This window comes from Halosimplex amylolyticum, from assembly GCF_051414035.1.
In the GTDB taxonomy this organism is placed as follows: domain Archaea; phylum Halobacteriota; class Halobacteria; order Halobacteriales; family Haloarculaceae; genus Halosimplex; species Halosimplex amylolyticum.
Genome location: NZ_JBLKNW010000003.1, coordinates 92515 through 118760 on the forward strand (window position 1 = coordinate 92515; position 26246 = coordinate 118760).

Annotated in this window: 20 protein-coding genes and 1 pseudogene; 11 read left to right on the forward strand and 10 right to left on the reverse strand. The window is 66.3% G+C overall.

Going from position 1 to position 26246, the window contains the following annotated elements; genetic code table 11:
* Positions 1–5: 5 nt before the first annotated feature.
* Positions 6–893, reverse strand: coding sequence for an NAD-dependent epimerase/dehydratase family protein (locus tag ACMGFE_RS15700; RefSeq protein ID WP_436926174.1), 888 nt, complete (start codon positions 891–893; stop codon positions 6–8).
* Positions 894–1089: 196 nt separating this feature from the next.
* Here ACMGFE_RS15700 and ACMGFE_RS15705 point away from each other — a divergent pair, with 196 nt between their 5' ends.
* On the forward strand, positions 1090–2310 hold the full coding sequence (locus tag ACMGFE_RS15705; protein WP_436926175.1) for a mandelate racemase/muconate lactonizing enzyme family protein: 1221 nt from the start codon (positions 1090–1092) through the stop codon (positions 2308–2310).
* 197 nt (positions 2311–2507) lie between these two features.
* Here the strand turns inward: ACMGFE_RS15705 and ACMGFE_RS15710 are convergent.
* Both ACMGFE_RS15710 and ACMGFE_RS15715 read right to left on the reverse strand, forming a co-directional pair.
* Positions 2508–3727 (reverse strand): annotated as a pseudogene (locus ACMGFE_RS15710) (RNA-guided endonuclease InsQ/TnpB family protein).
* Positions 3728–3736: 9 nt separating this feature from the next.
* Positions 3737–3880: a DUF2080 family transposase-associated protein gene (locus ACMGFE_RS15715; RefSeq protein ID WP_436926176.1), complete on the reverse strand. Its 144-nt coding sequence runs from the start codon at positions 3878–3880 to the stop codon at positions 3737–3739.
* A 767-nt stretch (positions 3881–4647) separates the two neighbouring features.
* Between ACMGFE_RS15715 and ACMGFE_RS15720 the strand changes: the two genes are divergently transcribed.
* Together ACMGFE_RS15720 and ACMGFE_RS15725 are read left to right on the forward strand one after the other, a co-directional pair.
* The gene (locus tag ACMGFE_RS15720) at positions 4648–5619 is read left to right on the forward strand and encodes an NAD-dependent epimerase/dehydratase family protein (protein WP_436926177.1); all 972 of its coding nucleotides are present in this window, start codon (positions 4648–4650) and stop codon (positions 5617–5619) included.
* A 264-nt stretch (positions 5620–5883) separates the two neighbouring features.
* A complete protein-coding gene (locus ACMGFE_RS15725) occupies positions 5884–8547 on the forward strand; it encodes a glycoside hydrolase family 2 protein (RefSeq protein ID WP_436926178.1) in 2664 nt (887 codons plus the stop codon).
* A 115-nt stretch (positions 8548–8662) separates the two neighbouring features.
* On the opposite strand, the gene ACMGFE_RS15730 is transcribed toward ACMGFE_RS15725, so the two are convergent.
* Positions 8663–9889, reverse strand: a complete 1227-nt coding sequence (locus ACMGFE_RS15730; protein ID WP_436926179.1) for a Tm-1-like ATP-binding domain-containing protein — start codon at positions 9887–9889, stop codon at positions 8663–8665.
* Position 9890: 1 nt separating this feature from the next.
* The gene (locus tag ACMGFE_RS15735; RefSeq protein ID WP_436926180.1) at positions 9891–10724 is read right to left on the reverse strand and encodes a phosphoenolpyruvate hydrolase family protein; all 834 of its coding nucleotides are present in this window, start codon (positions 10722–10724) and stop codon (positions 9891–9893) included.
* Positions 10725–10919: 195 nt separating this feature from the next.
* Here ACMGFE_RS15735 and ACMGFE_RS15740 point away from each other — a divergent pair, with 195 nt between their 5' ends.
* Positions 10920–11333: a cupin domain-containing protein gene (locus tag ACMGFE_RS15740; protein WP_436926181.1), complete on the forward strand. Its 414-nt coding sequence runs from the start codon at positions 10920–10922 to the stop codon at positions 11331–11333.
* A gap of 171 nt (positions 11334–11504) precedes the next feature.
* Positions 11505–11963 carry a universal stress protein gene (locus ACMGFE_RS15745; protein ID WP_436926182.1) on the forward strand — a complete coding sequence of 153 codons (459 nt, stop codon included), beginning with the start codon at positions 11505–11507 and terminating at the stop codon, positions 11961–11963.
* A 48-nt stretch (positions 11964–12011) separates the two neighbouring features.
* Here ACMGFE_RS15745 and ACMGFE_RS15750 read toward each other — a convergent pair whose 3' ends face one another.
* Both ACMGFE_RS15750 and ACMGFE_RS15755 read right to left on the reverse strand, forming a co-directional pair.
* Positions 12012–12776, reverse strand: coding sequence for an IclR family transcriptional regulator (locus ACMGFE_RS15750; protein ID WP_436926183.1), 765 nt, complete (start codon positions 12774–12776; stop codon positions 12012–12014).
* A gap of 281 nt (positions 12777–13057) precedes the next feature.
* Positions 13058–13918 (reverse strand): fumarylacetoacetate hydrolase family protein, encoded by an 861-nt coding sequence (locus ACMGFE_RS15755; RefSeq protein WP_436926184.1) that lies wholly within the window; start codon positions 13916–13918, stop codon positions 13058–13060.
* Between the two features lie 651 nt (positions 13919–14569).
* Here ACMGFE_RS15755 and ACMGFE_RS15760 point away from each other — a divergent pair.
* Complete coding sequence (locus tag ACMGFE_RS15760; RefSeq protein ID WP_436926185.1) at positions 14570–16066, forward strand: alpha-N-arabinofuranosidase; 1497 nt, start codon at positions 14570–14572, stop codon at positions 16064–16066.
* Positions 16067–16328: 262 nt separating this feature from the next.
* Here ACMGFE_RS15760 and ACMGFE_RS15765 read toward each other — a convergent pair whose 3' ends face one another.
* Positions 16329–17924 (reverse strand): GMC family oxidoreductase, encoded by a 1596-nt coding sequence (locus ACMGFE_RS15765; RefSeq protein WP_436926186.1) that lies wholly within the window; start codon positions 17922–17924, stop codon positions 16329–16331.
* Between the two features lie 152 nt (positions 17925–18076).
* Between ACMGFE_RS15765 and ACMGFE_RS15770 the strand changes: the two genes are divergently transcribed.
* The 5 genes from ACMGFE_RS15770 (at position 18077) to ACMGFE_RS15790 (ending at position 23803) form a co-directional block, all read left to right on the forward strand.
* Positions 18077–19243, forward strand: a complete 1167-nt coding sequence (locus ACMGFE_RS15770) for an ABC transporter ATP-binding protein (protein ID WP_436926187.1) — start codon at positions 18077–18079, stop codon at positions 19241–19243.
* A gap of 195 nt (positions 19244–19438) precedes the next feature.
* Entirely contained in the window at positions 19439–20848 is a 1410-nt protein-coding gene (locus tag ACMGFE_RS15775; protein ID WP_436926188.1) for an extracellular solute-binding protein, read from the forward strand.
* 24 nt (positions 20849–20872) lie between these two features.
* Entirely contained in the window at positions 20873–21811 is a 939-nt protein-coding gene (locus ACMGFE_RS15780; protein ID WP_436926189.1) for a carbohydrate ABC transporter permease, read from the forward strand.
* Entirely contained in the window at positions 21804–22691 is an 888-nt protein-coding gene (locus ACMGFE_RS15785) for a carbohydrate ABC transporter permease (protein WP_436926190.1), read from the forward strand. The genes ACMGFE_RS15780 and ACMGFE_RS15785 overlap by 8 nt, the downstream gene beginning before the upstream one ends.
* Before the next feature lie 413 nt (positions 22692–23104).
* Entirely contained in the window at positions 23105–23803 is a 699-nt protein-coding gene (locus tag ACMGFE_RS15790; RefSeq protein WP_436926191.1) for a hypothetical protein, read from the forward strand.
* Positions 23804–23917: 114 nt separating this feature from the next.
* Here ACMGFE_RS15790 and ACMGFE_RS15795 read toward each other — a convergent pair whose 3' ends face one another.
* Both ACMGFE_RS15795 and ACMGFE_RS15800 read right to left on the reverse strand, forming a co-directional pair.
* Entirely contained in the window at positions 23918–25516 is a 1599-nt protein-coding gene (locus ACMGFE_RS15795; RefSeq protein WP_436926192.1) for a GMC family oxidoreductase, read from the reverse strand.
* Entirely contained in the window at positions 25513–26088 is a 576-nt protein-coding gene (locus tag ACMGFE_RS15800; protein ID WP_436926193.1) for a gluconate 2-dehydrogenase subunit 3 family protein, read from the reverse strand. Before ACMGFE_RS15800 ends, ACMGFE_RS15795 begins: the two co-directional genes overlap by 4 nt.
* Between the last annotated feature and the right edge of the window lie 158 nt (positions 26089–26246).

A 26246-nucleotide genomic window follows, 5' to 3' on the forward strand; every position in this document is an offset into this window, starting at 1 on the left:
CCGATTCAGACGAATTCCGGTCCGTCGACCGATTCCTCCTCGGCCGTCTTCCAGGAGTGTTCGGGCTCCCAGCCGAGCATCGACTCCGCCTTGGCGGTCGAGTAGGCGGACTCCTCGCCGGAGAGGTCACACTCGTCGGGTACCTCGCCGTAGCCAGCTTCGATCGCCGCGGTCGTCTCGACGCCGAGGAAGTTGTCCGCCGCGAACGCGTTGAACACTTCGTGGCCGTCGAAGTCCGCGTCGATCGCCGCTCTGACGAGCGACACCACGTCACGGATGTCGACGTACGACCAGAAGTTCCCGAATCGGCTCGCGGTCTCGAAGTCGAACTGCTCCCGGATCGGCGTGATCTGGTATCGGCCGGGGTACTGGATCCACGACGGGCGGATCGAAGCAGCCGAGACGTCGAACGCGTTCGTTACGCGCTCGGCGGCCGCTTCGCCGGCGAGTTTCGACGTTTCGTACCCGTTCCACGGTTTGACTCGATGGGATTCGGTGATCGGGAGCGACGCCGGCAGTTCGGGATCGGGCCAGTGCGTGCCGTACACCGTCTCGCTCGACGCCCAGACGATATCTGCCCCGGCCCGCCCCGCCGCTTCGAGCACGTGATACGTGCTTACCGCGTTGTTCTCGTAGACGTCGCCACCGGGGTGGTTTTCCTCGTGCGGGATGTTCCCGAAGTGAACGACGGCCGTCGGGTCCGCGTCCAGGACGGTCTCCCAGGTCGGTCCCTGTTCGGTCAGGTCGAGTGCCTGGAAGCTCACTCCGTCGACGTCTACCGTCTCGGGCAGCGTCAGGTCGGCTGCCACCACGTCGTAGTCGTCTCTGAGGTCGTCTACGATCCAGCTCGCCGAACCGCCAAGGACACCTGTGACGACAACTGTCTCTGCCATAGGTTCAAATTAGGTCGTATCGACAAAACGTTTTAGTTCACACGCCGGACGGAGTGGTCAATTTAAGTTGGTCTGTGGACACAGATCACATGGAATGGCGCTCGAACCAGTCCCGTCGGCTGTCGGGATCGACGGTGGGAACGGTCGGCCAGTCGAGGGGACAGTCGGTACCGCGGTCAGGACGTGATCCCAACCCATGCGAGACTTCTCAAACCACGCGCAGAACCGGCCGGCAGAACGTGACGTATCGATCACCGACGTACAGACGTGCGTCGTCCAGGGCAACTTCGAGTGGAACATCGTCGCGGTCCACACCGACGCCGGCGTGACCGGGATCGGTGAGTCGTACCGGGGCGGTGGCGTCACCGATATCATGGAGTACATGAAGCGGTTTCTGGTCGGGGAGAACCCGCTCGACGTCGAGCGTCTCTTCCGGCGGATGGTCACCGAGACCTCCGGGCACGGCGGGACGACCGGGAAAGTCGTCACTGCGGCTTCCGGTATCGAGATCGCGCTCTGGGACCTCGCGGGGAAACTGTTCGACCTCCCCGTCTACCAGCTCCTCGGCGGGAAGTACCGTGACGAGATCCGGATCTACTGCGACTGCCACGCCGGCGAGAGCTACGAGGTCGAAGACGGGTTTCACGCGGCTCACGACGAAGATCTCTACGCTCCCGCGGCCTACGCCGACGAGGCCGAGCGCGTTGCGGACATGGGGTTCACGGCGCTGAAGTTCGACCTCGACCAGCCGTTCGACAACAGCCCCGACCCGTACAACGGGCGCGTCCAGAACGAGGACATCCGGCGGAAGGTCGAGACGGTCGAGGCCGTCCGTGAGCGGATCGGTGACGACATCGACCTGGCGTTCGACGTGCACTGGGACTACTCGATCGACTCGGCGAAGCGCCTGGCCAGCAAGCTCGAGCCGTACGACCTGATGTGGCTCGAAGACGTCGTGCCGCCGGAGAACATGGCGGCCCAGCGGGAGGTCAACCGGTCGACGAACACGCCGCTCGCGACCGGTGAGAACCGATTCCGCGTCCACGAGTTCACGGAGTTACTGTACGACTTCGGCGTTGACGTCATCACGCCCGACCCGACAACGTGCGGGGGGCTCGCGGAGTCGAAAGCGATTGCCAACCGCGCGGAGGAGAACTACATCGTCTTCTCGCCGCACAACGTCTGTGGCCCGATCGGGACGATGGCGTGCGTCCACCTTGCGGCGGCGGTCCCGAACTTCGACGTACTGGAGTACCACGCGCTCGAAGTCGACTGGTGGGACGACCTGCACGACCGTGACGAGGACCTGATCACGGACGGGTACATCGAAGTGCCTGAGCGACCGGGCCTCGGGATCGGCCTCGACGAGTCGACCGCGACGGAGCACCTCGCAGACCCCGGGACGATGTTCGGATGACCGAGATCGGGCCCCACCCCTGCTGACCGCTCTGCTGATAGCCGGCAGTCTCCCAGCCGTCTACTGGAGAGGACCGCACAGACTTCGCGCGGTCTAGAACAAATTGAAAAAGTTATATTTGGCCAGTATACTCGACGTGTTGACTGGAATAGCAGACCTCAATCTACTGCAACCGAGTACCAGTGAACTACCCCACCCTATCGCTCGCCTAACGGCTCGCGCTTGAGGGTGGGGCTTCCTGCTTGCACGACGCGCTTTGCAGATACTGAAGTATCCACAGGGAGCGCAGTCTCCACAGGCGTTGATTCGGGGCGTCCCGCTCCTAACCGCTTTGTGATACCACGAGAACGGATGTTCCACGCCGCGTTCGCATCTCTATCTGCCTCGAACCCACACGCCGGACAGGAGTGTTCGCGTACCCACAGCGGTTTCTCGGTCGAAACGCCGCAGGACGCACACTCTTTGGTCGTTCCGCGCGGATTCACGGCCACGAAGTGCGTCCCCTCGCGCTCACACTTGTATTCGAGCATCCGCAAGAACGTCCCCCACGCCGCTCCCGCTCGGTTCCGCGAGTTGCCCGGTAGCTCGACCAAGCCCTTCGCGTCGAGGTTTTCGACCGCCACAAGGTCGTACTCACGGGCGTAGTAGTTCGAGAGTTTGTGGAGGAAGTCACGACGCTTGTTCTTCAGGGTAGCGTGGCGTCCGGCCACGACCTGGCGCTGTTTCTCCCAATTCGCAGACCCGTGTTCCTTCCGTGAAAGGTCTCGCTGGGCGCGTTCTAACCGCTCGCGTTCGGCGGACAGATCAAGCGACTCGACGGCGATTCCGTCTGTATCGTGGGCGTACGTGAGAATCCCCACGTCGATACGCATTGCTCGGGATTCTCCGGCTTCTCCGGCGGGTCGTCAGGCGTTTCGACGCCGAGGATAGCGTACCACTTCCCAGTCGGTTCCTGCTTGACGGTGACAGTCTTAATATCGGCGTCGTCGGGCAGGTCACGATGCAATGTAAGCGGGATTTCCCCGAGTTTCGAGAGCCACAGTTGCGTCCGACCGCTCGTGTTGTTGAGCTTGAAGCCGGATTGACTGTAGGTGAAACTGCAGTACTCGCCCGGTGCTTTCCACGTGAGCGTCCCGACGCGGTAGCCGTTCTCTTTACGCCCGCGAAGCGTCGAGAGGTTGTCGTACAACCGCTGAACGACTTTCTGTAGCACTTTCGAGTGGACGCTTTTCAGGTCACTCCACCACTTCTTGAGACTCGGCAAAAGTTTCTGCTCGGAATACGCCGAGGTGTCGTCGTTCCGATTGAGACGGTGGAGGAAGTGGTTGTAGACCTGCCTACAGGTGTCGACGGTCCACGCTAATTGCTGTTCGAGGGCGTCGGACGGTCGGAGTCGATACCTGTAGTTGTAGTTCATCAGGTGGCGCTACTCGTTGGTGGGTTCGGTGGTTCGGACGACTTTCACGTCCGCGCCACGCCAATCTTTGGGGACAAGGACATGAGCGCCGTTGCCGGTGGCTTTGACCGTTCCGTCGATGACTTCGTGGCCCTCGATCTCGTGTCTATCCATCATCGAAGTTTACACTATGTTTCAACATAAAGGTGGCGGTGGGCCTGTGTGCCGAGCGTCGAACGTAGTTGAGAACTGTGCGGTGCTGTATCCCCTCCCTGCTCACTCGCTTTACTCGCTCGTTGAGGAAGGGGCCTTAGCACCTCAATTCAGGTGAAACGAGTTCCAGTATCACCGCACCAGAATCACCGGATATCTAAATTATACATATAATTAGTCTTATTTATATATAACCTTTCTTTCAAGAAGGGAGAAACGGAGAGACAGTCTGATCCATTTCGAGGATGCGAACTATTCCACTCAGACACCACTCGCGCTCGTCGGTCCCTTCGTTGGGAGGTCCCTCGTCACGGGGAGATGGCGATGATCGGCGACACGCTCGCGCACTCGGCGTTAGCCGGCGCCGCGGCGAGGGGCCACCGTCGTCCTCGTGGCGATCGGCGTCTACGCGGCTGTGAAGGCCGGGATTCGTGCCCGACACGGGGCGTCGTGCTGACAGCGACGCCGCGTCTCGACAGCGGCGTCGACGACGCCTGACCCGAACGGGGGAGACGACAGCGATTGACCCGCCCCAGCTGACCTGCTCTCCTGGTGTAGTTCCGGCCGGCCGGGTCGTGGCGACTGCCGACCGGGAGTGGCGGACGAACGGAGAGAACCCCTGAGTCTCCTCCGGCTCGAACCGTCCGAACGTCGTCTCTCGGACCGATGGGGCTGTCCCCGTTTGCCGGATCCAACGACACCAAACGGCCTGCTCGAGATACGTATCTGTGCGAGTAACCATTATCGGTGCGACCGGACATATCGGCACGTATCTCGTCCCGCGATTAGTGCGCGCTGGTCACGACGTCGTCTCGGTCAGCCGCGGGGAGCGAGACCCCTATCAGGACGATAGCGCCTGGGAAGACGTCGAGTCGGTCAGCGTCGACCGGGAAGCCGCGGAAGCCGACGGCGAGTTCGGCGAGGTGATCCTGTCGACCGAGCCGGACGTCGTGATCGACCTCATCTGTTTCGAACTCGAAAGCGCCGAGGCGCTCGTCTCCGCACTCCGCGGCGAGGTACAGCACCTGCTTCACTGCGGGACGATCTGGGTCCACGGCCACAGCGACCTCGTCCCGGTGACCGAGGACGAACCGCGGACGCGCCGGCCACTCGGTGAGTACGGGCGAAAGAAAGCCGCTATCGAGTCGTATCTACTGACCGAAGCGCGCCAGAACGGGTTCCCGGCGACCGTCCTGCATCCCGGACACATCTCCGGTCCCGGCTGGGTACCGGTCAATCCGGCCGGCAACGTCGACGTCGAGGTGTTCTCGCGACTCGCGACGGGCGAGGAAGTCGCGCTGCCGAACTTCGGGCTCGAAACGGTTCATCACGTTCACGCCGACGACGTCGCCCAGGCCTTCCAGCGGGCCCTCGAACGGTGGTCGGCCGCCGTCGGAGAGAGTTTCCACGTCGTCTCACCGCGAGCGCTCACGCTTCGCGGCTACGCCGAGGCTGTCGCGGAGTGGTTCGGCCAGGAGGCTGACCTCACCTTCCTCCCGTTCGACGAGTGGGCCGAGCGCCCGGAATACGACGACCAGGCCGTGAGTACCACCGAGGACCACATCCGTCACAGCCCCAGCATCAGCATCGAGAAGGCCCGCGAACAGCTCGGGTACGAGCCGCGGTACACGTCACTGGAGGCGACTCGCGAGGCCGTCGACGCGCTCGTCTCGGACGGCACGATCGACGTCGGTCGGTAGGCCTGGCGACCAGTAACCGACCCGAAGGCGGCCTCGATTATTGGCTCGTCCCCGTCGGTGAGACAGCTACCTCGTCGAGTGGATTCTGATGTTCGGGAGTTCGGACGACGAGCGGACGCGTCGCCTGCTGTCGTTCCCGGCGTTCACTCTTGCAGAGACCGGACGCGCGGGAGTGAAGCGATCGAGGTTGCCGGGGAGATGGACGGTCGACGAACGAAGCGACCGACGGTAGTATTTTGACCCGTCGGTCGGAATCAGAACGCGATGAAATCATCGAGTGGCGAGAGCCGCGTCACGGAATCGCTCGACGGTGAGTGGCAGTTCCTGATCGACCCCGACGACGGCGAGGGAGGCACGCTCTCAGAGCCGGGGGCGGACTGGTCGGACGCCGAGCGCGTGAGCGTCCCGCACGCCTGGCAGGAAGACGAGGCGCATCGCGAGTACACCGGGACGGCGTGGTACCGACGGACGGTCGAGTACGACGGAGCCGGCGACCGCGTCTTCCTGCGATTCGGCGCCGTCGACTACGAGGCGACCGTCTACGTCGACGGCCAGCGGGTCGGGACTAACCGCGACGGCTACCTCCCCTTCGAGGTGGAGGCGACCGACGCCCTCTCGTCGGGCGAGAACGTCGTCGCCGTCGAAGTGACCGACCCCGCGGACCTCTCGGAGATCCCCCACGGCAAGCAGGGCGCGCCGTGGTACACGCGGGTCAGCGGCATCTGGCAGTCGGTCACCCTCGAAGCCAGACCGGAGCGGTTCGTCGACGACGTGCGGGTCACGCCGGATCTGGACGACGACACCGCGACCGTCGAGGTGACCGTGGATGGGGACGCCAGCGACCTCGACGCCGCGGTCACCGTCTCCCGGGACGGTGAGGAGGTCGCCGCGGCGACGTGCGACGTCGACGGAGGTGTGGGGTCCTGCACCGTCTCGATCCCCGACGCCGACTACTGGACGCCGGAGAACCCGGTGCTCTACGACGTGGGCGTCGAACTGCGGGCCGGCGACGAGGCGGTCGACGCGACGGAGACGTACTTCGGGATGCGCAGCGTCGGCACGGACGGCGACCGCCTCTATCTCAACGGCGAGCCGCTGTACGTCCGCGGGGCGCTCGACCAGGCGTACTACCCGGACACGCTCTATCGCCCCTTCGACGACGACCTGTACGAGTACGAGGTTCGGACCGCGAAGGAGCTGGGGTTCAACATGCTCCGCAAGCACATCAAGCCGGCTCACCCCGATTTCGTGGAGGCCGCCGACCGTCTCGGCATCCTCGTCTGGCAGGAGCCGGCGAACCCGACCATCTACTCCGAGCGCTCGAAGCGCGAGGTCCGCGAGCAGTTCCGCGGGATGGTCGACCGCGACTACAACAGCCCGAGCGTCGTCGCCTGGAGCCTCTACAACGAGGAGTGGGGCATCGGTCTCGACCAGGAGGACTACTCCGACCACGAAGACCGCCTCTGGAACGACGAGGAGAAACAGGACTATCTGACCGAGCTCTTCCACGAGGCCAAGGAGTGGGACCCGACGCGGCTCGTCTGCGACAACTCCGGGTGGGCCCACGTCGCCACCGAGATCAACGACTACCACGAGTACTACGTCAGCCCGGACCGCGCCGAGCCGTGGGCCGACGCGCTCGACGAGATCGCGGCCAATCCCGGGGACAACTACGCGACCGAGAACACGCCGGCCGAAGACGCACCGATCCTCGTCTCCGAGTTCGGGACGTGGGGCTTCCCGGACCTGCCGAAGCTCCGTGAACACTACGGCGGCGACCCCTCGTGGTTCTCCCACGACTTCCTCGAAGACCCGCTCAAACGACCCCAGGGCGTCGACGAGCGCTACGAGGCGACCGACCTCCCGGACGTCTTCGACGACTACGACGACCTCACCGCGGCGTGGCAGCGCCGGGAGGCCGTCTCGCTCCATGGCGTCATCGAGGAGATGCGAACCCACGAGGCCGTCGCGGGGTACGTCGTCACCGAGTTCTCCGACATCGAGTGGGAGTTCAACGGCATCCTCGACTACCTCCGGGATCCGAAAGAGCACCTCGCCGACGAGTTCGCCACGGTCAACAGCGAGGTGCTAGTCGCCATCGACGCCGAGACGCACGTCCTGGCGCCCGGCGACGAAATCACCGCGGACGTCCACGTGGTCAACGACACGACCGAGACGCTGGAGGGGGAACTCCGGTGGAGCGGCCCGGGTACCGAGGGCGAGCAGTCGGTGTCGGTCGACGGGTTCGGCACGACGACCGTCGAGGGCGCGATCACGCTGGCCCCCACTGGGGACGACGCGACGGACCACCACTCGCTCGACGTGACGCTCGACGCTGGCGATCGGGAAGTCTCGAACGAGGAACCGGTGTTCGTCGTCGCGAGCGAGGCGCCCGACCGGACGGTCTACGCCGACGAACCGCTCGCCGCCGCACTGGAAACGGGGGGCGTCGCGGTCACCGACGACCTCGACGAGGCCGACGTCGCCGCGGTCACGGAGGTCGACGCGGACGTCTCGGCGTTCGTCGAGGCGGGCGGTTCGGCGCTGGTCGTCCCCGAGCCCGACGGGCGGATGACCGAGTCCGACGCCTTCGACTACCGGTCGCTCCCCGCGGGCGAGAGCTGGAACCTCGTGTCGTCGCTCCTCTATCAGGACAGCGACCTCCTGGCGGACCTGTGCGCCGACGCCCGCGTCGGCTGGGCCTTCGAGGATCTCTTCCCCCACGACCTCGCCGAGGATCTGGACGAGTCGACCGACGAGATCCACGTCGGCTCCGTCGAGGGCTGGATCGCGAACTGGGGCAGCCCGCTCGTGGTCCGCGACCGCGGCGACGGCCGGGTCTGTAGCTGCACGTTCCGCGTCACCGACCGCTACGGCGAGCACCCGACCGCCACGGCGCTGGTCGATCGACTCCTCGGAGAGCTGTAGCGCCGTCGGACCGACCCGACGACGGGTGGGCCTGACGGCGGGAGAACCCAGACGACGGGTGGGCCTGACGCCCGGGGCATCCAGACGACGAGTGGACCCGGCGGTGGGCGCCGGTTCACTCGGCGGGGCCGACGCCCGCCTCGCGCATGTACTCGTCGAGCGTCGCCGCGATCCGCTCGGCGAAGGCGTCGTCGTTGACGTTCCCGTCGTACTCGATCAGTTCGACGTCCTCGTCCAGGGTGTCCCGGAGCGCGTCGAACAGCGCCGCGTCGGCCTCGGGGTCGTGGAAGTCCTCGCCTTCGGCGTCGAGCATCGACACCCCGCCCAGCGGGAGCGCGAGCGCGGTCGGCCCGGTCGCGTCGTTCAGTTTCCCGGCGACGATCTCCCCGAGTTCCGCGTTCTCCTCGGCGGTCGTCCGCATCAGCGTCACCTGCGGATTGTGGACGTGGAACTGCCGGCCCTCGAACTCGGCCGGGACGGACTCGCGCGGCCCGAAGTTCACCATGTCGAGCGCGCCCACCGAGACGACCTGGGGGATCCCCATCTCGGCGGCGGCGTCGAGGCGGTCGGGCCCGGCGGCGAGGACGCCCCCGACGAGTTCGTCCGCCCACTCGGTTGTCGTGACGTCGAGGACGCCGTCGACGACGCCCTGTCGAACGAGGTCCTCCATCGCGCGGCCGCCGGTCCCCGTCGCGTGGAAGACGATCGTCTCGTAGCCGCGGTCCTCCAGATACCGGCGGGCGGTCTTCACGCAGGGGGTCGTCACGCCGAACATCGTGACGGCGACCGCCGGCCGTTCGTCGACGTCCACGTCGGCGTCGTTGCTCACCATGCCGGCCATCGCCAGCGCGGCGTTGGCGATCACTCGCCGCGATAGCTGGTTGAGCCCCTCGATATCCGCGACGGAGTACATCATCGTCACGTCGCTCGCCCCGACGTACGGCTCGGTGTCGCCCGAGGCCATCGTCGACACCATCAGCTTCGGGACGCCGACCGGGAGGGCCCGCATCGCCGTCGTCGCGACCGACGTGTTGCCCGACCCGCCGAGGCCGAGCACGCCGTCGAGGACGCCCTCCTCGTGCAGTCGTCGCGCGACAGCGGCGGCGCCCTCGCCCATCGCCTCTATCGCCTCGCCGCGGTCGGCCTCCCCGCGCAGGGATTCGAGCGTCGTCCCGGCCGCCTCGGCCACCTCGCCGGCGGAGGTGTCCGGGTCGAACCCGGGTTCGCCCATCACGCCGACGTCGACGACGTGGACGTCCACGCCCTGCGCCGTGAGCACGTCGCTGGCGAAGCCGATCTCTTCCGCTTTCGTGTCCAGCGTCCCGACGATAACGACGCTCATCTCAGAATTCCATGTCCTTGAACTCGCGCGCCTGTTTCTGGATGGCCTCCTCGGTCGGGAGGCGTTCGATGCTCGACGCGCCGAAGAAGCCGACGACGCCCTCGGTGTTATTGAGGACGTACTCGGCGTCGTCCGGCCAGGCGATGGGTCCGCCGTGGCAGATCACCATGACGTCCTCGTCGACGGACGTGGCCGCGTCGTGGTGAGCCTGCACCCGCTCGGCCGCCTCGTCGAGGTCCAGCGCCGTCTCGGCGCCGATGTCCCCCGAGGTCGTCAGCCCCATGTGCGAGACGATCACGTCGGCGCCCGCCTCGGTCATCTGCCGCGCCTGCTCCTCGGAGAACACGTACGGGCAGGTGAGCATCCCCTGGTCGGCGGCCTCGCCGATCATCTCGACCTCCTTGTCGTACCCCATCCCGGTCTCTTCGAGGTTCTGCCGGAACCCGCTGTCCTCGTCGATGAGCCCGACCGTGGGGAAGTTCTGGACGCCCGAGAACCCCCGGCGCTTGAGGTCCTCAATGAACACGTCCATCTGCCGGAACGGGTCGGTCCCGTTGACCCCAGCCAGGACGGGCGTGTCCTCGACCACCGGGAGCACCTCGTGGCCCATCTCGACCACGATCTCGTTCGCGTCGCCGTAGGGGAGCAGCCCGGCGAGCGACCCCCGACCGTTCATCCGGTAGCGACCCGAGTTGTAGATGATGAGCAGGTCGACACCGCCGCGCTCCGCGAACTTCGCCGAGATCCCGGTGCCGGCGCCGGCCCCGACGACCGGCTCCCCGTCCGCGACTGTCTGTTCGAGTCGATCGAGTGTTTCCTCGCGTGTGAACGCCATGTGTTTGACATCTCCCGCTCGGCTCTTCAAACCATCCCATGGTTTTCATCGTCGGGTGTCCTCGCTCGCTCCACTCGCGCGAACGCCAGTGGCCAGTCCACACGCACACGCGAACGTGAGGTGGGCGTGGACGGTACTGGTCGGGGGTGGCGACGAAACAGTTATTGCGTTGACGGGACATGGCAACGTGTACCAATGACAGCGGAGAACTTCATCCGGAGCGACGACGTGCCGACGCAGTTGTTCGACTGGGGGAAACTCAAGTGGATGGCGTCGCCCGAGGTGAACGACTGCGAGCGGTTCAGCGCCGGCGTCGTCAACCTCGAACCCGGAAAGGGGCACGACCTGCACACCCACCCGGACAGCGACGAGATTCTGTACGTGATCAGCGGGGAGGGCGAGCAGACGGTCGCCGGCGACAGCCGCGAGGTCAGCGCCGGCGAGATGGTGTTCGTCCCGGAAGGTGTCGAGCACGGGACGACCAACACCGGCTGGGAACCGCTGCAGTTGCTGGCCGTCTACTCCCCGCCCGGTCCCGAAGCCGAACTCGCCGAACTGCCCGAGTGCGAGGTCGTCCCGCCTGGCGAAGCCCCGACGCGAGACGACTGAACGGAATTCCAGACAAGGTCGTCGCGTTCGTCGACCCGTCGCTGGATCCGGCGACATGCAGGGCTGGCCACGCTCGAACCTGGCCTGAGTCGGGACCAGTCGACAGGTCTCACCGGACGTCCTCGGTCACACCATCATTTTATGATGGATCGGGAGAAACGATAGAATAGAATGCCTATCGAATCGGTTCTGTTGCCCGTGGGACTGGACGACAGCGAACGCGTCGACCGGCTCGTCGCGGAGGCTGTCGCCATCGCGAAAGCGACCGGTGCGACCGTCTCGGTCCTGCACGTGTTCAGCGAGTCCGGACTCGAAAACGCCATCGACAGACTGGACATCGAACGCGGCACCGAGGCCGCTACCCCGGACGTGGTCGCCGACCGCTTCGCTCCCCTCCGGGAGGTGACGTCGCAACTCGCGGACGCCGGCGTCAGCTACGAGGTTCTGGGCGAGGTCGGCGACGCCGCCGAGCGCATCGTCGCTACCGCCGAGGACATCGGTGCCGATCGGATACTCATCGGCGGGCGCAGGCGGTCGCCGACCGGCAAGGCCGTCTTCGGCTCCACCGCCCAGACGGTCATGCTCGACGCGCCCTGCCCTGTCACCTTCGTCCGCAGCGGGGATCGCTGACGGCGGATTCCTCTCGGACCGCGGGCCTCGCGACGACCGACCGGCGAATCACTGGTGGCGCAGGTTTACCTCGACGACGTTCACGGTGCTCAGAACCTTCTGCGGGACCCGCTCGCGGAAGTGGTCGCCGCGCATCCGGCTCTTGATCCCCGAGACGCTGACGGCGCCGACCACCTCGTCGCCGGTCGTCCGGATCGGAGCGGCGACACAGCGGATCCCCTCGAGGCGCTCCTCGTCGTCGGTGGCGTACCCCTGCTCGCGGATCGCGTCCAGTTCGGCCCGGAGCTCGCCTTCGTCCGTGATCGTGTTCTCGGTCGCCGCCGGGAGCCCGCGGTCCTCGATGATGCGGTCGAATCGATCCTCGCCCATGTAGGCCAGCATCGACTTCCCCAGCGCCGTGGTGTGGAGGTGGACGCGCTTGCCCTCGAACGTGTCGAGCGCGAGCGCCTCGTCGCCCTTGCGCTTGAGCAGGAACACGCCGAGTCCGTTCTCCTCGACCATGAGGTTCGCGTGGTCGCCGACGTCCAGCGCGAGGTCGCGGATCTCCGACTCCGCAATCCGGCAGAGTCGCGAGCGGGTGCGAGCGTAGCCGCCCAGTTCGAGGAACTTCATGCTGATCACGTACTTGTCGCCCTCTCGCACCAGGTACCCCAGGTCCGTCAGCGTCTGCAGGTGGTCGTGGACGGTACTGGTCGGCTTATCGAGCTCCTCCACCAGTTCCGTCAGTGTCAGCCCGTCGTGATCCTTGAGACAGTCGAAGATCCGGAAGCTCACTGCGGTCGCGCGTATCTTCGGGTCATGACAGGCGTCCATACTCGGCAAGTGGAATCGGAAGCGCTTAATAGTTCCGACGATGCCGGAACCGGGGCTCACCGCACCGATCGGGTGCGGACGCGGCGCAGCGAGCCCCGCGCCCGATCGGTGTCAGAAGCCGCGGAGCGCCGAGACGAAGAGCCGCCAACGCCGCACCGCGCCGACGGCCCGCGCGACGAGACCGCAGCGCGCGAGGCCGGCGAACAGAGCGCCCGCCCGGTCAGAGGACAGGGCCGGTGTGGAGACACGAGCGGTTCGTATGACACCGGAGAAGTCGAGGTTCAGACGACGATAACGTCGTTTTCGAGGGTCCCGATGTCCTCGATGGTGATCTTCACCGTGTCCCCCTCGCGGAGCGTCACGTCGGCCGGCGGGATGATGGAAGTGCCGGTGAGCAGGACGGTCAGTTCCGGGACGTAGTTGTGACGCCTGAAGTACGAGGCCAGTTCCTCGCAGGTGCGGACCATCTCACCCGTCGAGGTCGACTCCGCGAACACCGACTCCCCGTCGCGTTCGATGGTCATCGACATCTCCAGGTCGTGCGGGTCGTCGACCAGTGCGACGGCCGGACCGACAGCGCAGCTCCGGTCGTAGATCTTGCTCTGCGGGAGATACAGCAGGTTGTCGCGCTCGATCGACCGGCTGCACATGTCGTTGCCGACGGTGTAGCCGACGATTTCGCCGTCCAGGAGGACCAGCGAGAGCTCGGGCTCGGGCGCGTTCCACTCCGAGTCGCCCCTGATACCGACCGCCTCCCCCGGACCGACCGTCCGGGTTGGGGTGGCCTTGAAGTACACTTCGGGACGCTCGGCCTCGTAGGCGTCGAGGTACGTCTCCCCGAGCCCGCCCTCTTCCTGGCGGTCCTCCTGGCTGATGGCGTAGGTCACCCCCGCCCCCCATATCTCGTCGGCCCGGACCGGCATCGCCAGATCGCTTTGGATCTCAGACCGTTCGATCGTGGGCGCATCGTCACACAGTGCGGCTGTCAGATCCGCCAGCGGTCGGTCCGCGATGACCGCCGACCGAGCGAGTTCTCTGAACGAGTCGACCCGAGCGTCGGTCTCGCTCAGGTCGTACAGCTCGTCGCCGCGTTCGACGACAACGGCCGTGTCCACCCCGTCGCTAGTCTGGAAGTATCTCATTCGTCCAGTTCCGATATTCGCTGTATAGGATAAATAGGTTACCCCGGTCCCGGCAGATCGCAGGTGACCGGTGCGTCCACTGCGCACGCATCGCTATCGCCGGCGTCCCGCTATCGCCGGTGTCCGCGACCCCCTCGTGCGTCGGCGTCGTTTCGATGACGTCGACACCGTTCCCTGTGTGACGACGGCGTTCCGAAATAGTCGGAATGCCGGCACAGGATCGGCCGTCCACTGCCAGACAATGAGATTACAGTATTACTGGTGTAATCTGCCTGATTTCTACACTATCATTTGTGATTGGCAAAGAGAACCACAACTTCGAGAAACAGTGGCGCGATTGTCTATAATGGTCGTTCATGGAGCTTCGCTATGGTGGGAGGGAACAGTGTAATCAGGTACTCGACTGGTAGTTCCGGACTGCGGACACGCAGACGGCCGCCTGAGCGAGTAGAGCGGTGTTCCGGCCATCTCGGAACTACGTCGGGGCGTCACGCTGTGGACGGATACTCCGCAGACGACGGCGGCAGGCAGTGAATCCCCTCCACACTCTACTGAGGAGCGCCGGCGTAGCCCGGCCGGGCGAACGAGACTTGCGGAGCAGATCCCCCCGACCGGTTGTTTTATTGGCTCGTCACTGGAGCATACAGTCGTATGCCAGACGCTCGCATAGCGGTACATCCGGAGGCGCGCATCGACCGTATCGAACCCGAACTCCACGGGCACTTCTCGGAGCATCTCGGGCGCTGTGTCTACGACGGTATCTGGCACGACGAGACCGTCGACGGCGAGGGGTTCCGCGAGGACGTCGTCGGCCTCCTCGAGGACCTCGACCTGCCCGTGCTCCGCTGGCCGGGCGGCTGTTTCGCCGACGACTATCACTGGGAGGACGGCGTCGGCGAGGACCGTCCCCGCCGACGGAACCTCTTCTGGGCGCAGGGCCGCGAGGAGGTGCCGGAAGAGCCCAACAGCTTCGGCACCCACGAGTTCCTCGAACTCTGCGAGCGCATCGACACCGAGCCGTACCTCGCCCTGAACGTCGGGTCGGGCGACCCCCAGGAGGCCGCCGACTGGGTCGAGTACTGCACCTACGGCGGCGACACGGCGCTGGCCGACCGCCGACGGGAAAACGGTCGCGAGGACCCCTTCGACGTGCCCTACTGGGGCATCGGCAACGAGAACTGGGGGTGTGGCGGCCAGATGTCGCCCGAGCAGTACGCCCGAGAGTACCGCCGCTTCGCCACGTACGTCGGGACGATGGACCACCTGATGGCCGACCAGGAGTTCGACCTGATCGCCTGCGGCTTCGAGGACCACGAGTGGAACCGCCGGTTCATGGAGGAGGTCAGTGAGTCCGCCTGGGGCGCCGAGTTCCCGCTGGACCACCTGACGCTGCACCACTACTACGGCCGGACCATGTCCGTCGTGGAGACCGAGGACGACGAGACGTTCGACCGGTTCCTCGTCGAGGCGCTCGAGATGGACGAACACATCGAACGGATCGCCGCTGCGATCAACGCGTCGGCGACGACGCGCGACATCGGTGTCATCATCGACGAGTGGGGGGCCTGGCATACCGAGTCAGTGGCCGAGACCGGCCTCGAACAGCCCGGGACCGTCGTCGACGCCCTCTCGGCCGCCGCCGTGCTCGATATCTTCAACCACCACGCGGACGTGATGACGATGGGTAACATCGCCCAGACCGTCAACGTCCTCCAGTGTCTCGTCGAGACCGAGGGCGACGACGCCTGGGCCCGCCCCACCTACCACGTCTTCGACCTGTACTCGCCCCACCAGGGCAACGACGCCGTCCGTACTTCCGTCGACGCGCCCACCCGCGAGGTCGAGAACAAGGACGACGACCTCCCGCTGGTCGGCGCCTCGGCCTCTCTGTCCGACGACGGGACCTACGTCACGCTCACGAACCTCGACCTCCGGGGTGAGCACTCGGTCGAGATCGACGTCGAGAACGCCGACCCCGACGCCGTCGACGCGCAGATCCTCTTCGGCGACCAGGAACACGACGCCGTGGTGGACGCCGACAACGCCGCGTCGTTCGAGCCCGAATCGTTCGACGTCGGCGTCGAGAACGACGGGACGCTCACGGCCGACCTCCCGCCGTCGACCGTCGTCGGCGTCTCGATCCGATAACCGCTCCCGGGACACCCGGGAGGCCCCTCCGCCCGCATCGACCACGGTTAGATAATGATTAATCGTTACTGATATTCGAGAATCTGCGCTCGTCTTTAGGGCGATGCGAGACGTCGACAGGCGCCGGAAATTCGACCGGTCGTGAGAACGAGACCCTCACCGCGTCGTCGGGCGCCCAGGTCCGCTCGACGGAGACGTCGTCGTCGCCCACAGGCCCGAAGGCGGCCGCATCCGGGACCGCCCCGGCCGTTCCTGGAGAACCCTACAGATCAGCGTCGAGGTGGTCGGCGGCCTTGAGCGCGAGCGCGACGATGGTGAGCGTGGGGTTCATCGCGCCGCTGGTCGGGAAGACGCTGCTCGATGCGACCGTGAGGTTGTCGAGGTCGTGGGTCCGGAGCCGGTGGTCGACGACGCTGTCGGTCGGGTCCGTCCCCATCCGCGTCGTGCCGGCGGGGTGGCGGGCGGCGCCCGGGTGATGGACGTCCGTCTGGCCGGTTATCTGCGTGTCCATCGACGAGAGGATCCGGCGTTGGACCGACTGGGCCCGTTCCAGGGACGCGACGGCGTGGTCGCCGACGTCCCAGGAGACGTCCGGGACGGGGTTGCCGTGGTCGTCCGTCTCGTCGGTGTCGAGCGTGACGCGGTTCGTCGGGTCGGGCAACTGCTCGACGAGGGCGCCTATCTGGAGGTGGTTGCCGAACTCGAAGTCGACGGCCTCCTGCAGGTCCGTGCCCCACCGCCCGTCCCCGAGCGCGAGGTCCAGCGGCGACGGGCCTGCGTAGTTGAAGAATTCCAGTTTGATGCTCCCCGGGGTCGGTTCCTCGTGGTCGTAGAACTGGTGGGACTCGCTGGTGATGAAGCCGATCTCGTGCTGTTCGGTCCGCTCCAGCAGGAGTGCGTTCGTGCCCGCGAAGGCGTGTTCCATCAGGTAGCGTCCCACCACACCAGAGGAGTTGGCCAGTCCGTCGGGGTACTGTTCGGACTTCGACAGCAGCAACAGGCGCGGCGTCTCGATGCCGCCACAGGCCACCACGAACTGGCGTGCCTCCTGTCGGTGTTCGGTCCCGTCGGGGGTGGCGTAGACGGCGGCCTCGACGCGTTCGCCGTCGGGGCCGTGTTCGAGGCGCTGGACCGGCGCCCGGTCGACGACGCGTGCGCCTTCTTCCTCGGCTTTCCGGACGTGAACGGTCGCGTCGTACTTGGCGCCCGAGGGACAGACCGGCGCACACGTGCCCCAGCCCTGGCACGCCGACCGACCGTCGTACGGTTCGCTGTTGCGCGCCTGCGGGACCGAGTGGACCGCGATGTCGAGTTCCTCGCAGGCCGCGGCGAACAGCGAGTCAGAGTAACTCGGCGGGAACCGCTCCATCGGGAACGATGCCTCGCGGGGCGGGGCGAAGGGGTTGTCCTCGCTTCCGGCGACGCCCATCTCGCGCTCGGCCTCGGCGTAGTAGGGCCGCAGGTCGGCGTAGGAGATCGGCCAGTCGGTGCCGAGGCCGTATCGGGACTCCATCTCGAAGTCCTTCTCGTGAAAGCGCGGCGTGAGTCCCAGCCAGTGCAGCGTCGTCCCGCCGACGCCTTTCACGCGTGTCGTGTTCAGCGGGTAGTCGACGGTTCCGCTCGACGTGTAGGCGTCGCGCGGTCCGCCCATGTCCCAGACGTCGGTCCACCCGTGGGCGGGACGCAGGTGGCGCTCCATCCGGCGCTGTCGGTCGGCGAAATCGAACCGCGGGCCCGCCTCGAGGACGACCACCTCGTGGCCGCGCTCGGCGAGCGTGGCAGCGGTGACGGCGCCAGCGGGGCCTGATCCGACGATACAGACGTCGACCCGGGCGGACGGTGTCCGTGGCCCGCTCACCGTCCACCCCGTCGCGCAGGCGTCGTGACCCCGGGACCAGTCGCTCTCTCGGAACGCATACTCCCCGATATCGGGATGGGACGGTTAACTGTTTCGTCGGTAGTGAACAGATGGCCGAAGATATTTTAACAGGTCCCGGCATATGAGGCGATATGGCTAGTGTTAACATCGACGACGTGACGAAAATCTACGAGGATAGCGACGAGGGGCGGATACTGGCCGTCGATGGCGTCAGTCTGGAGGTCGAGGACGGCGAGTTCGTGACCATCGTCGGCCCGTCGGGGTCGGGGAAGTCGACGCTGCTGCGGATGGTCGCCGGCCTCGAGGACATCACCGAGGGGACGATGAAGATCGGGGACCGGGTCATCAACGACGTCCAGCCCCAGGACAGGGGGGTGGCGATGGTGTTCCAGAACTACGCGCTGTACCCCCACATGACCGCCCGGAAGAACATGTCTTACGGGCTGAAACTGACCTCGGACCTCTCGGACGAGGAAGTCGGGGAACGCGTCGAGGAGGCCGCCGAGATGATGGGGATCGAAGACCAGCTGGATAAGAAGCCGGGGAGCCTCTCGGGCGGCCAGCAACAGCGCGTCGCCACCGGCCGGGCGATCGTGCGCGACCCCGAGGTGTTCCTGTTCGACGAACCCCTCTCGAACCTCGACGCGAAACTGCGCGTCCACATGCGGACGGAACTCCAGCGCATCCAGGAGGAGCTCGGGACGACCTCGATCTACGTGACCCACGACCAGGAGGAGGCCATGACGATGTCCGACCGGATCGTCGTTCTGGACGCGGGGCAGATCCAGCAGGTCGGGACGCCAGAGGAGATCTACAACGAACCCGCGAACCTGTTCGTCGCCGACTTCGTCGGCAGCCCGTCGATGAACACCTTCGACGTCAAGTTGGACGGCAACACGCTTGTGGGCGAGGCCTTCGACTACCACCTCTCGGAACAGCACCTCGAACAGGTCAGAGAGCACGCGAGCGACGGGGAAGAGCTCATCCTGGGGATCCGCCCGGAGAACATCCACCTGGCCGAGGGCACCGAAGAGAACGCCATCCAGGCGCACCTCGACGTCCGCGAGCCGATTGGCAGCGACAACTACCTCTATCTCACGATGGGCGAAGAGGAGTGTCGGGTCCGCGTCCCCGGCGACGTCAAACCCGAGGAGGGGACCGACATCACGGTCCGGTTCGACGAGTCGAACCTCCACCTCTTCCGCCAGAAGACCGGCCGGAACGTCCTCGCGGATATCGAACCGACGGCCCAGGCGCAGGCATCCGGGGAGAGTTCGGTCGCAACCGCCGAAGACTGAGGCTGCCCTCGACCCGGTCCGACCCCGGACGCACAAATCCACTCTTCTCTCCCGACGCGGCTCTCCCCCCGGTCACAACCGACCCGTCCCCGACACGATCTCTCGATGCTCTTTCCGCGTCGAGCGGATGGGATTTCCGTTCCGTCCGGTAACCCCGCCGGTATATTTATATACCGCCGTTCAATATGCTCACCTATGTCATTCGATGACAACGGCGTTAACAAGCGTCGTCGCAGATTCATCAAGGCGGCCGGTATCGCTGGCACTGTCGGACTCGCCGGGTGTAGCAGCGGCGGCGACGGTGGCGACGGCGGCGGCGACGGTGGCGACGGTGGCGACGGCGGCGGCGACGGTGGCGACGGTGGTGGCGGAACCGCGACCACGACGCCATCGGCGACGCCGCCGGACGCGGATACGGTCCTCACGTACTGGACGCTGTTCGGCGGCGGGGACGGCGTCGTGATGTCCAACATCATCGACAAGTTCAACCAGGAGCGCCCGCTGGGCGACGGCGTCGGCATCCGGCGCCAGCGCGTCCCGTGGGACCAGTACTACGACCGGCTGTTCACGTCGTTGACCGGCGGCGCCGCGCCCGACATGGGGATCATGCACGGGTCGCTGCTGCGCCGGTTCAGTGACGTCCTCGTCGACCCGACGCAGTACCTCGACGCCGGTATCGAAGAGGAGTATCTCAACACTCACGCCGACCTGGTCACGATCAACGGCGAGGCCCAGGCGCTGCCGATGGACTTCCACCCGGCCGGGATCTACTACAACAAGACGATCTTCGAGGAAGCGGGACTCGACCCCGAGAGCCCGCCGAGCAACTGGGAGGAGTTCAAGGCAGCGGGTGACGCGATCGTCTCGGAGACCGACAACCACGCGTGGGTACCGACGCCGTACAACGACGGGGTCGGTTCCTACCGCGCCTGGAGCAGCTGGGTCAAGCAGGCCGGCGGGGAACTGTTCAACGACGACGCCAGCGAACCCAAGTTCAACAACGACGTGGCCCAGGAGATGATCCAGACGTTCTACGACATGACCGGCGACTGGGGCTGGGCCGAGCAGACCTCCGAGGAGAACTGGGGCAACCGCGTCTTCCAGAACGGCAACCTCGGGATGGTCACCAACGGGACGTGGTACGTCAACGTCATGCGCGAACTCGACGACTTCGACTGGGGCTTCTTCAAGCCCTACGTCGCGCCCGGTCACGAGCAAAACGCCGCCTGGGCGGACGGGCACACCATCATCCTGCCCCAGAGCGCGGACCGCAACGAGGAGAAGACCCGACTGGCCGCCGAGGCCGCCAACTGGATCACCACCCAGAACCCCGAGTGGGGGACCGAGGCGGGCCACCTTCCGGCCGGCCGGGAGATAAACGAGTCCGGTGCGCTCGAGGAGTCGCCGGTCTACGACCAGACGCTGAGCAAGTTCCTCGAGATGGCCGAAAACGAGGAGTACTTTTTCCACCCGCAGTGGCCGCAGGGTGACCCGAACGACGAGTCCAACTGGAGCTGGCTGGTCGACGTCTGGGCGCACAACGCCGAGCCCGAAGAGGGCCTCCAGTCGGGCTACGACACGGTCAACAACTCGCTCGGGAACTGACCCCGGCGACCTACACCACCTATCATGTCGATACGCAATCGATTGTCTGGGCTGACGCGGACCGAGGAGGGCCGCAAGCGCCAGAGCATCGGTGGGATCAGCTGGGAGACCATCCAGGGCTACCTCTGGGCGCTTCCGTACCTGGCCGCGTTCGCCGTGTTCCTCCTGTGGCCCCTGGCCAAGGGGCTGTGGATGAGCGCGCACGACTGGAACCCGCTGCTCCCGTCGGAGTCGGAGTGGATCGGGATCCAGAACTACGTGGAGCTCCTGAACGACCCGTTCTTCTGGAGCGCCCTCTGGAACACGATCTACTTCGTGGTGCTGACCGTGGCTCCGATGGTGGTCCTGAGCCTCGCCCTCGCGCTGGGCGTCAACCGCAACGTGAAGGGCAAGACTGCGCTCCGGACTATCTACTTCAGCCCCTACGTGTTGACGATCGCGGTCGTGGCGATCATCTGGCTGGAGTTCCTCTCGACGGACTTCGGCCCGATCAACTACTACCTGAACCTGTTCTTCGGGATCCGGCCCCAGTGGTTGACCTCGGAGCTGTTGGCGATGCCGTCGCTGGCGATGACGACGGTCTGGTGGCTGCTGGGATTCAACTTCATCATCCTGCTCGCGGCCCGCCAGAACGTCCCCGAGCGGCTCTACGAGGCCGCGCGGCTCGACGGCGCCAGCACCTGGCGCCAGTTCCGGGACATCACGGTCCCGCAGATGCGAAACGCCCTGCTGTTCGTCGTCATCATCCAGTTCATCTACCAGTTCCAGGTCTTCGGGCAGCCCTACGTCATGACCGGCGGCGGGCCCAGCCAGTCGACGCGGACGATCGTCTACTACCTCTACCAGTCGGCGTTCAACCAGCAGTCCTTCGGCTACGCCGCGGCGATCGGGTACATCCTCTTCGCCATCCTGGTCGGGATCTCGCTCGTGAACTACTACGTCATCGGAGGAAACAATGAGTGATGCACGCCCCGACGAGACGACAGCCGGCCGCACCGGGCGGTCGTTCGACGGACTGACGAGCAACCTCACGCTCGAGAGCGTGGGCATCCACGCGTTCCTGTACGGGGTCGCGCTGATCTTCCTGCTCCCGTACCTCTACATGGCGACGCTGTCGTTCCAGCCCCGGAGTACCGCGATCGACGGCATCCCGTACTGGATCCCGCCGGAGTTCACGCTAGAACACTACCAGTTCCTGTTCGAGAACTCGCTCATCGTCGACTGGACGATCAACACGTTCATCATCGCGGGCGCGGCGACCGTGCTGATCCTGATCGCCGACTCGATGATCGCCTACTCGCTGTCGCGGCTGAGCTGGCCGGGCCAGGGAGCCATCCTCGGGATCATCGTCGCGAGCTTCATGGTCCCGTACTACCTGAACATCGTGCCGCTGTTCACGATCGTCGCGGACCTCGGGCTCGTCAACAGCATCTGGGGCGTCATCCTGCCCGCGGTGGCGAGCCCGCTCGGGGTGTTCCTGCTCTACCAGTTCTTCAAGGACATCCCCGACGAGTACGAGGAGGCCGCGCGTCTGGACGGCTTCTCGAACTTCCAGATCTACTCGCGGATCATCCTGCCGCTCGCGCGGCCGGTGTTGACCGCGCTGGCGCTGTTCATGTTCGTGTTCAACTGGAACGCGTTCCTGTGGCCGCTCGTCGTGTTGCAGGACAACGCGGCGTTCACGCTCCCGATCGGGCTCGTCTCGCTGCTCAACGCCCAGATCTACCGGCCGGGCCGCACCATGGCCGCGGCGCTCATCGCGTCGGTGCCGCTGCTGTTGGTCTTCCTCCTGCTCCAGCGGTACCTCGTGCAGGCCGTCGAGATGCAGGGCGTCACCGAGTGACCCCTGTCCCGGCCCCGTCTGCCGTCTTTTCTCTTCTCGCCGGTCTCCTTCGCCAGTCCGTCGTCCCGCTCTCGTCGGCCGACACCGCCCGCGGCCGTGGCTCTCACGTTCCGGGTAGACCGTCCGACCCCGGCGACGGGCGCGAACACAGCAAGTTTGGCCGGGACCGAACGAGGGAGGCAGTTCGGCCCCGCAGTGTCAGCCATGACCGACTCCGGCGTCTCGCTCCCGGCCCACGCGACGACACGCGACACCCGCGAACGGCAGCGTGCGCCGCGAGTCGCGCCAGCTACGGACGGCCGCACCGGGCCGCAAGTCGCGCCAGACACGACCGGTCGCACCGGGCCGCCGGTCGCGGCCGGCACCGACTGGGGCGTCGCACCGCGAACCGACCGCGGGCGGGCAGGTGACCCATGAGCGACACTGAAACCGATATCGACACCGACGTCGGCATCGAAGCGGTCCACGGCGCGTTCAGCGCGTCGTTCCGGTTCGTCGCACAGAACGCCCTCTCGGTCGTCGGCGTGAGCCTCGCGTGGACGCTGGCGTCGCTCCCGCTGGTCACGGTGGGACCGGCGACGCTGGGCGCCTACGCCGCAGTCGCCTCGTTGCGCGAGCAGGGGTCCGTCGACGTCGGCGCGGTCCGCGAAACGGTGCGCGACCACGGTATCAACGCCCTCCTGCTCGGGGGCGTCGTCGTCCTCTTGGCGGGAATCAGCGTCCTCTACGTCGCCCAGTTCGTGCGGACAGAGGCGGCGATTGCCGGCGTCCTCGGGGTGGCGGGCCTGTACGTGACCGTCCACCTCGTGCTGGTGCTGGTCCCGACGTTCGTCGGGCTGGCCGTCGGCGTCCCGCTCGCGGAGGCCGTCAGGACGAGCTACCGGTGGACCATCTCGCACTCGGTGGCCGCGCTCTCGATGCTGTTGCTCACCGGCCTGCTCCTGGTACTGTCGCTCGCGCTCACTGTCGCGTTCGTGCTGGTGTTCCCGGCGGTCGCCGCCTGGTTCCACACGACGTTGCTGGAGCCGCTGTTCGTGCCGGAGGGCGAACTGGTCAGCGGCGCCGAGGACCGATCCGGGTCGGCCGAATACGCCGGGCCGCGGGGCGGCTGACCCGTCCCCGTCCCCGTCCGGACGACTGACTCATCCGGTCGGTCGGCAGTCGTTTGCCGTCGTTCTCGAAACGTTGCGCAGACGGGGGAGAATTGGACGGGGACGGCCGGGACGTCAGAGGGCGGCGTCGACGTGCTCGGCGGCTTTCAGCGAGAGCGCCGCGATGGTGAGCGTCGGGTTCATCGCCCCGCCGGTGGGGAAGACGCTGCTGGACGCGATGGAGAGATTCGCCAGGTCGTGCGTGCGAAGCCGGGGATCCACGACGCTTTCGGCGGGGTCTTCGCCCATCCGAGTCGTCCCCATCGGATGGCTTCCCGACAGCGGGCTGTGATCCGGGGTGGCGTAGTCGACGCGCGCGCCGGCCTCGCTGAGGATATCGCGCTGGACCTGGATCGCTTTCTCGGCGGTCGCCCGCGCGTAGTCGCCGACCGTCCAGTGGACGTCCGGGACTGGGTTGCCGTGGTCGTCGGTCTGTGAGTCGTCGAGCGTGACTCGGCTGTTCGGGTCGGGGAGCTGTTCGACGAGCGCCTCCGTCCCGATGTGGCCCCCGTACGAACGGCCGACGGCGGTCGTGACGTCGTCGCCCCAGCCACCGTCGCCCAGGGCGGCCTCGACCGGCGAGGGGCCGGCGTAGTTGAGGAAGCCGACGAAGAAGCTCCCCGGCGTCTCCTCCTCGTGGTCGTAGAACTGGTGGGTGACCGACGTGGTGAAGCCGACCTGGTGTTGCCCGGTGGGCTCCGGGAGCTGGCCGGTGACGAGGTACAGCAGGTGGTCCATCAGGTATCGACCGACGGCGCCCGAAGAGTTGGCGAGTCCGTCGGGATAGGTCTCGGACTGGGAGAGTAGAAGCAAGCGCGGCGTCTCGATGGCGCCGCAGGCGATCACGAACTGTCGGGCTTCCTGGCGGTGTTCGGTCCCGTCGGGGGTGGCGTAGACCGCGGCCTCGACGCGTTCGCCGTCGGGGCCGTGTTCGAGGCGCTGGACCTGCGCCCGGTCGACGACGCGTGCGCCCGCTTCCTCGGCTTTGCGGACGTGGACCGACCCGTCGTACTTCGCGCCCGAGGGGCAGACCGGGGTACAGGTGCCGTAGCCGACGCAGGCGCTGCGGCCGTCGTACCCCTCGCTGTTGCGCGCCTGCGGCACCGAGTGGACGTCGATGTCGAGTTCTTCGCAGGCCTCGCCGAGGATCGAATCGGAGTGGCTCGGCGGGAACGCTTCCATCGGGAACGACGCCTCGCGGGGCGGGGCGAAGGGGTTGTCCTCGCTTCCGGCGACGCCCATCTCCGACTCGGCCTCGGCGTAGTAGGGCCGCAGGTCGCCGTAAGAGATCGGCCAGTCGGTAGCGAGGCCGTATCGGGACTCCATCTCGAAGTCCTTGGGGTGGAGTCGCGGCGTGTAGCCGATCCAGTGGAGCGTCGTCCCGCCGACGCCCTTGATGCGCGTCCTGTTCAGCGGGTAGTCCACGTCGCCGGTCGAACTGTAGGCGTCGCGGTCGCCGCCCATGTCCCAGACGTCCGTCCAGTCGTGGGCCGGGCGCTGGTGGCGCTCCATCCGCTCGAGGCGCTCTTCGAGCGGCACGCGGGGACCGGCTTCGAGGACGACCACCTCGTGGCCGCGCTCGGCCAGCGAATGCGCGACGATGCCGCCTGCGGGGCCCGCGCCGACGATACAGACGTCAGCTCGGTCGGACGGCGTGCGATCCGTGGCGGTCATCGATCAGGTCCCTGCTGGTACGCGTCGAGTCCGCCCGGGTGGCCCGGCGGGTTCGCGATACCGACCAGCTCCCCGCCCTTGGGTGAGCGCATCAGCCCGTAGAGCAACTCGTTGACGAGGAAGTACCGGATCCGTTCGAGTTCGTCGCCCTCCGGGTCGGGGTCGACCTGCGACATTCGAAGGGACTGGAGGAGCGCGTCCCCCTCCTCGGGTTCCAGTTCGCGGAACGGCGTGGAGTGTTCCGAGCGGGCGCGGTCGTCCAGCGCCTTCGCGGCGTCGACCATTGCGGCGCGGTGGTCCTCGTCGCCCTCGATGCGCCCCGCTACGAACGTCCGGACGAACGATTCGACCTCGGAGACTTCGGACGGATAGACGACCGCGGCGAGCGCGACTGTCGTCTCGAGGAGCGGTTCAGCGTCGTCACCGTCCGTCGGCGTTCCGTCGGGCCCGTCGGTCCCGTCGGGTCTGTCTGGCCCGTCCCTATCCTGTAACTCGGACGCGCCGTACACCACCCCACCGCCGACACCGATGGCCGCAAGCGCCGCTACCGCGTCGCGGCGTGTCAATTCCATGAACGCATCCAGCACGTAACTTCAGTTAACTCTTGTGCTGACTCGGACGGTGTCTCTCCGAGGGAAACGAGCCCGAATTGGCTCCCCTGAGGATCGTTCGCGGACCCGCTTTGGCATCTGGACCTCGGTCAGCGAGATACAGGCGAAACCACAGCGAC

What these genes read in the sequence shown, in the direction of transcription:
- ACMGFE_RS15740 (WP_436926181.1), top strand. Translation starts at nt 10,920, where the DNA reads ATGACAGCGGAGAACTTCATCCGGAGCGACGACGTGCCGACGCAGTTG.
- ACMGFE_RS15750 (WP_436926183.1), bottom strand. Translation starts at nt 12,776, where the DNA reads ATGGACGCCTGTCATGACCCGAAGATACGCGCGACCGCAGTGAGCTTC.
- ACMGFE_RS15705 (WP_436926175.1), top strand. Translation starts at nt 1,090, where the DNA reads ATGCGAGACTTCTCAAACCACGCGCAGAACCGGCCGGCAGAACGTGAC.
- ACMGFE_RS15715 (WP_436926176.1), bottom strand. Translation starts at nt 3,880, where the DNA reads ATGGATAGACACGAGATCGAGGGCCACGAAGTCATCGACGGAACGGTC.
- ACMGFE_RS15775 (WP_436926188.1), top strand. Translation starts at nt 19,439, where the DNA reads ATGTCATTCGATGACAACGGCGTTAACAAGCGTCGTCGCAGATTCATC.
- ACMGFE_RS15790 (WP_436926191.1), top strand. Translation starts at nt 23,105, where the DNA reads ATGAGCGACACTGAAACCGATATCGACACCGACGTCGGCATCGAAGCG.
- ACMGFE_RS15760 (WP_436926185.1), top strand. Translation starts at nt 14,570, where the DNA reads ATGCCAGACGCTCGCATAGCGGTACATCCGGAGGCGCGCATCGACCGT.
- ACMGFE_RS15730 (WP_436926179.1), bottom strand. Translation starts at nt 9,889, where the DNA reads ATGAGCGTCGTTATCGTCGGGACGCTGGACACGAAAGCGGAAGAGATC.
- ACMGFE_RS15770 (WP_436926187.1), top strand. Translation starts at nt 18,077, where the DNA reads ATGGCTAGTGTTAACATCGACGACGTGACGAAAATCTACGAGGATAGC.
- ACMGFE_RS15745 (WP_436926182.1), top strand. Translation starts at nt 11,505, where the DNA reads ATGCCTATCGAATCGGTTCTGTTGCCCGTGGGACTGGACGACAGCGAA.
- ACMGFE_RS15725 (WP_436926178.1), top strand. Translation starts at nt 5,884, where the DNA reads ATGAAATCATCGAGTGGCGAGAGCCGCGTCACGGAATCGCTCGACGGT.
- ACMGFE_RS15800 (WP_436926193.1), bottom strand. Translation starts at nt 26,088, where the DNA reads ATGGAATTGACACGCCGCGACGCGGTAGCGGCGCTTGCGGCCATCGGT.
- ACMGFE_RS15700 (WP_436926174.1), bottom strand. Translation starts at nt 893, where the DNA reads ATGGCAGAGACAGTTGTCGTCACAGGTGTCCTTGGCGGTTCGGCGAGC.
- ACMGFE_RS15785 (WP_436926190.1), top strand. Translation starts at nt 21,804, where the DNA reads ATGAGTGATGCACGCCCCGACGAGACGACAGCCGGCCGCACCGGGCGG.
- ACMGFE_RS15780 (WP_436926189.1), top strand. Translation starts at nt 20,873, where the DNA reads ATGTCGATACGCAATCGATTGTCTGGGCTGACGCGGACCGAGGAGGGC.
- ACMGFE_RS15735 (WP_436926180.1), bottom strand. Translation starts at nt 10,724, where the DNA reads ATGGCGTTCACACGCGAGGAAACACTCGATCGACTCGAACAGACAGTC.
- ACMGFE_RS15795 (WP_436926192.1), bottom strand. Translation starts at nt 25,516, where the DNA reads ATGACCGCCACGGATCGCACGCCGTCCGACCGAGCTGACGTCTGTATC.
- ACMGFE_RS15755 (WP_436926184.1), bottom strand. Translation starts at nt 13,918, where the DNA reads ATGAGATACTTCCAGACTAGCGACGGGGTGGACACGGCCGTTGTCGTC.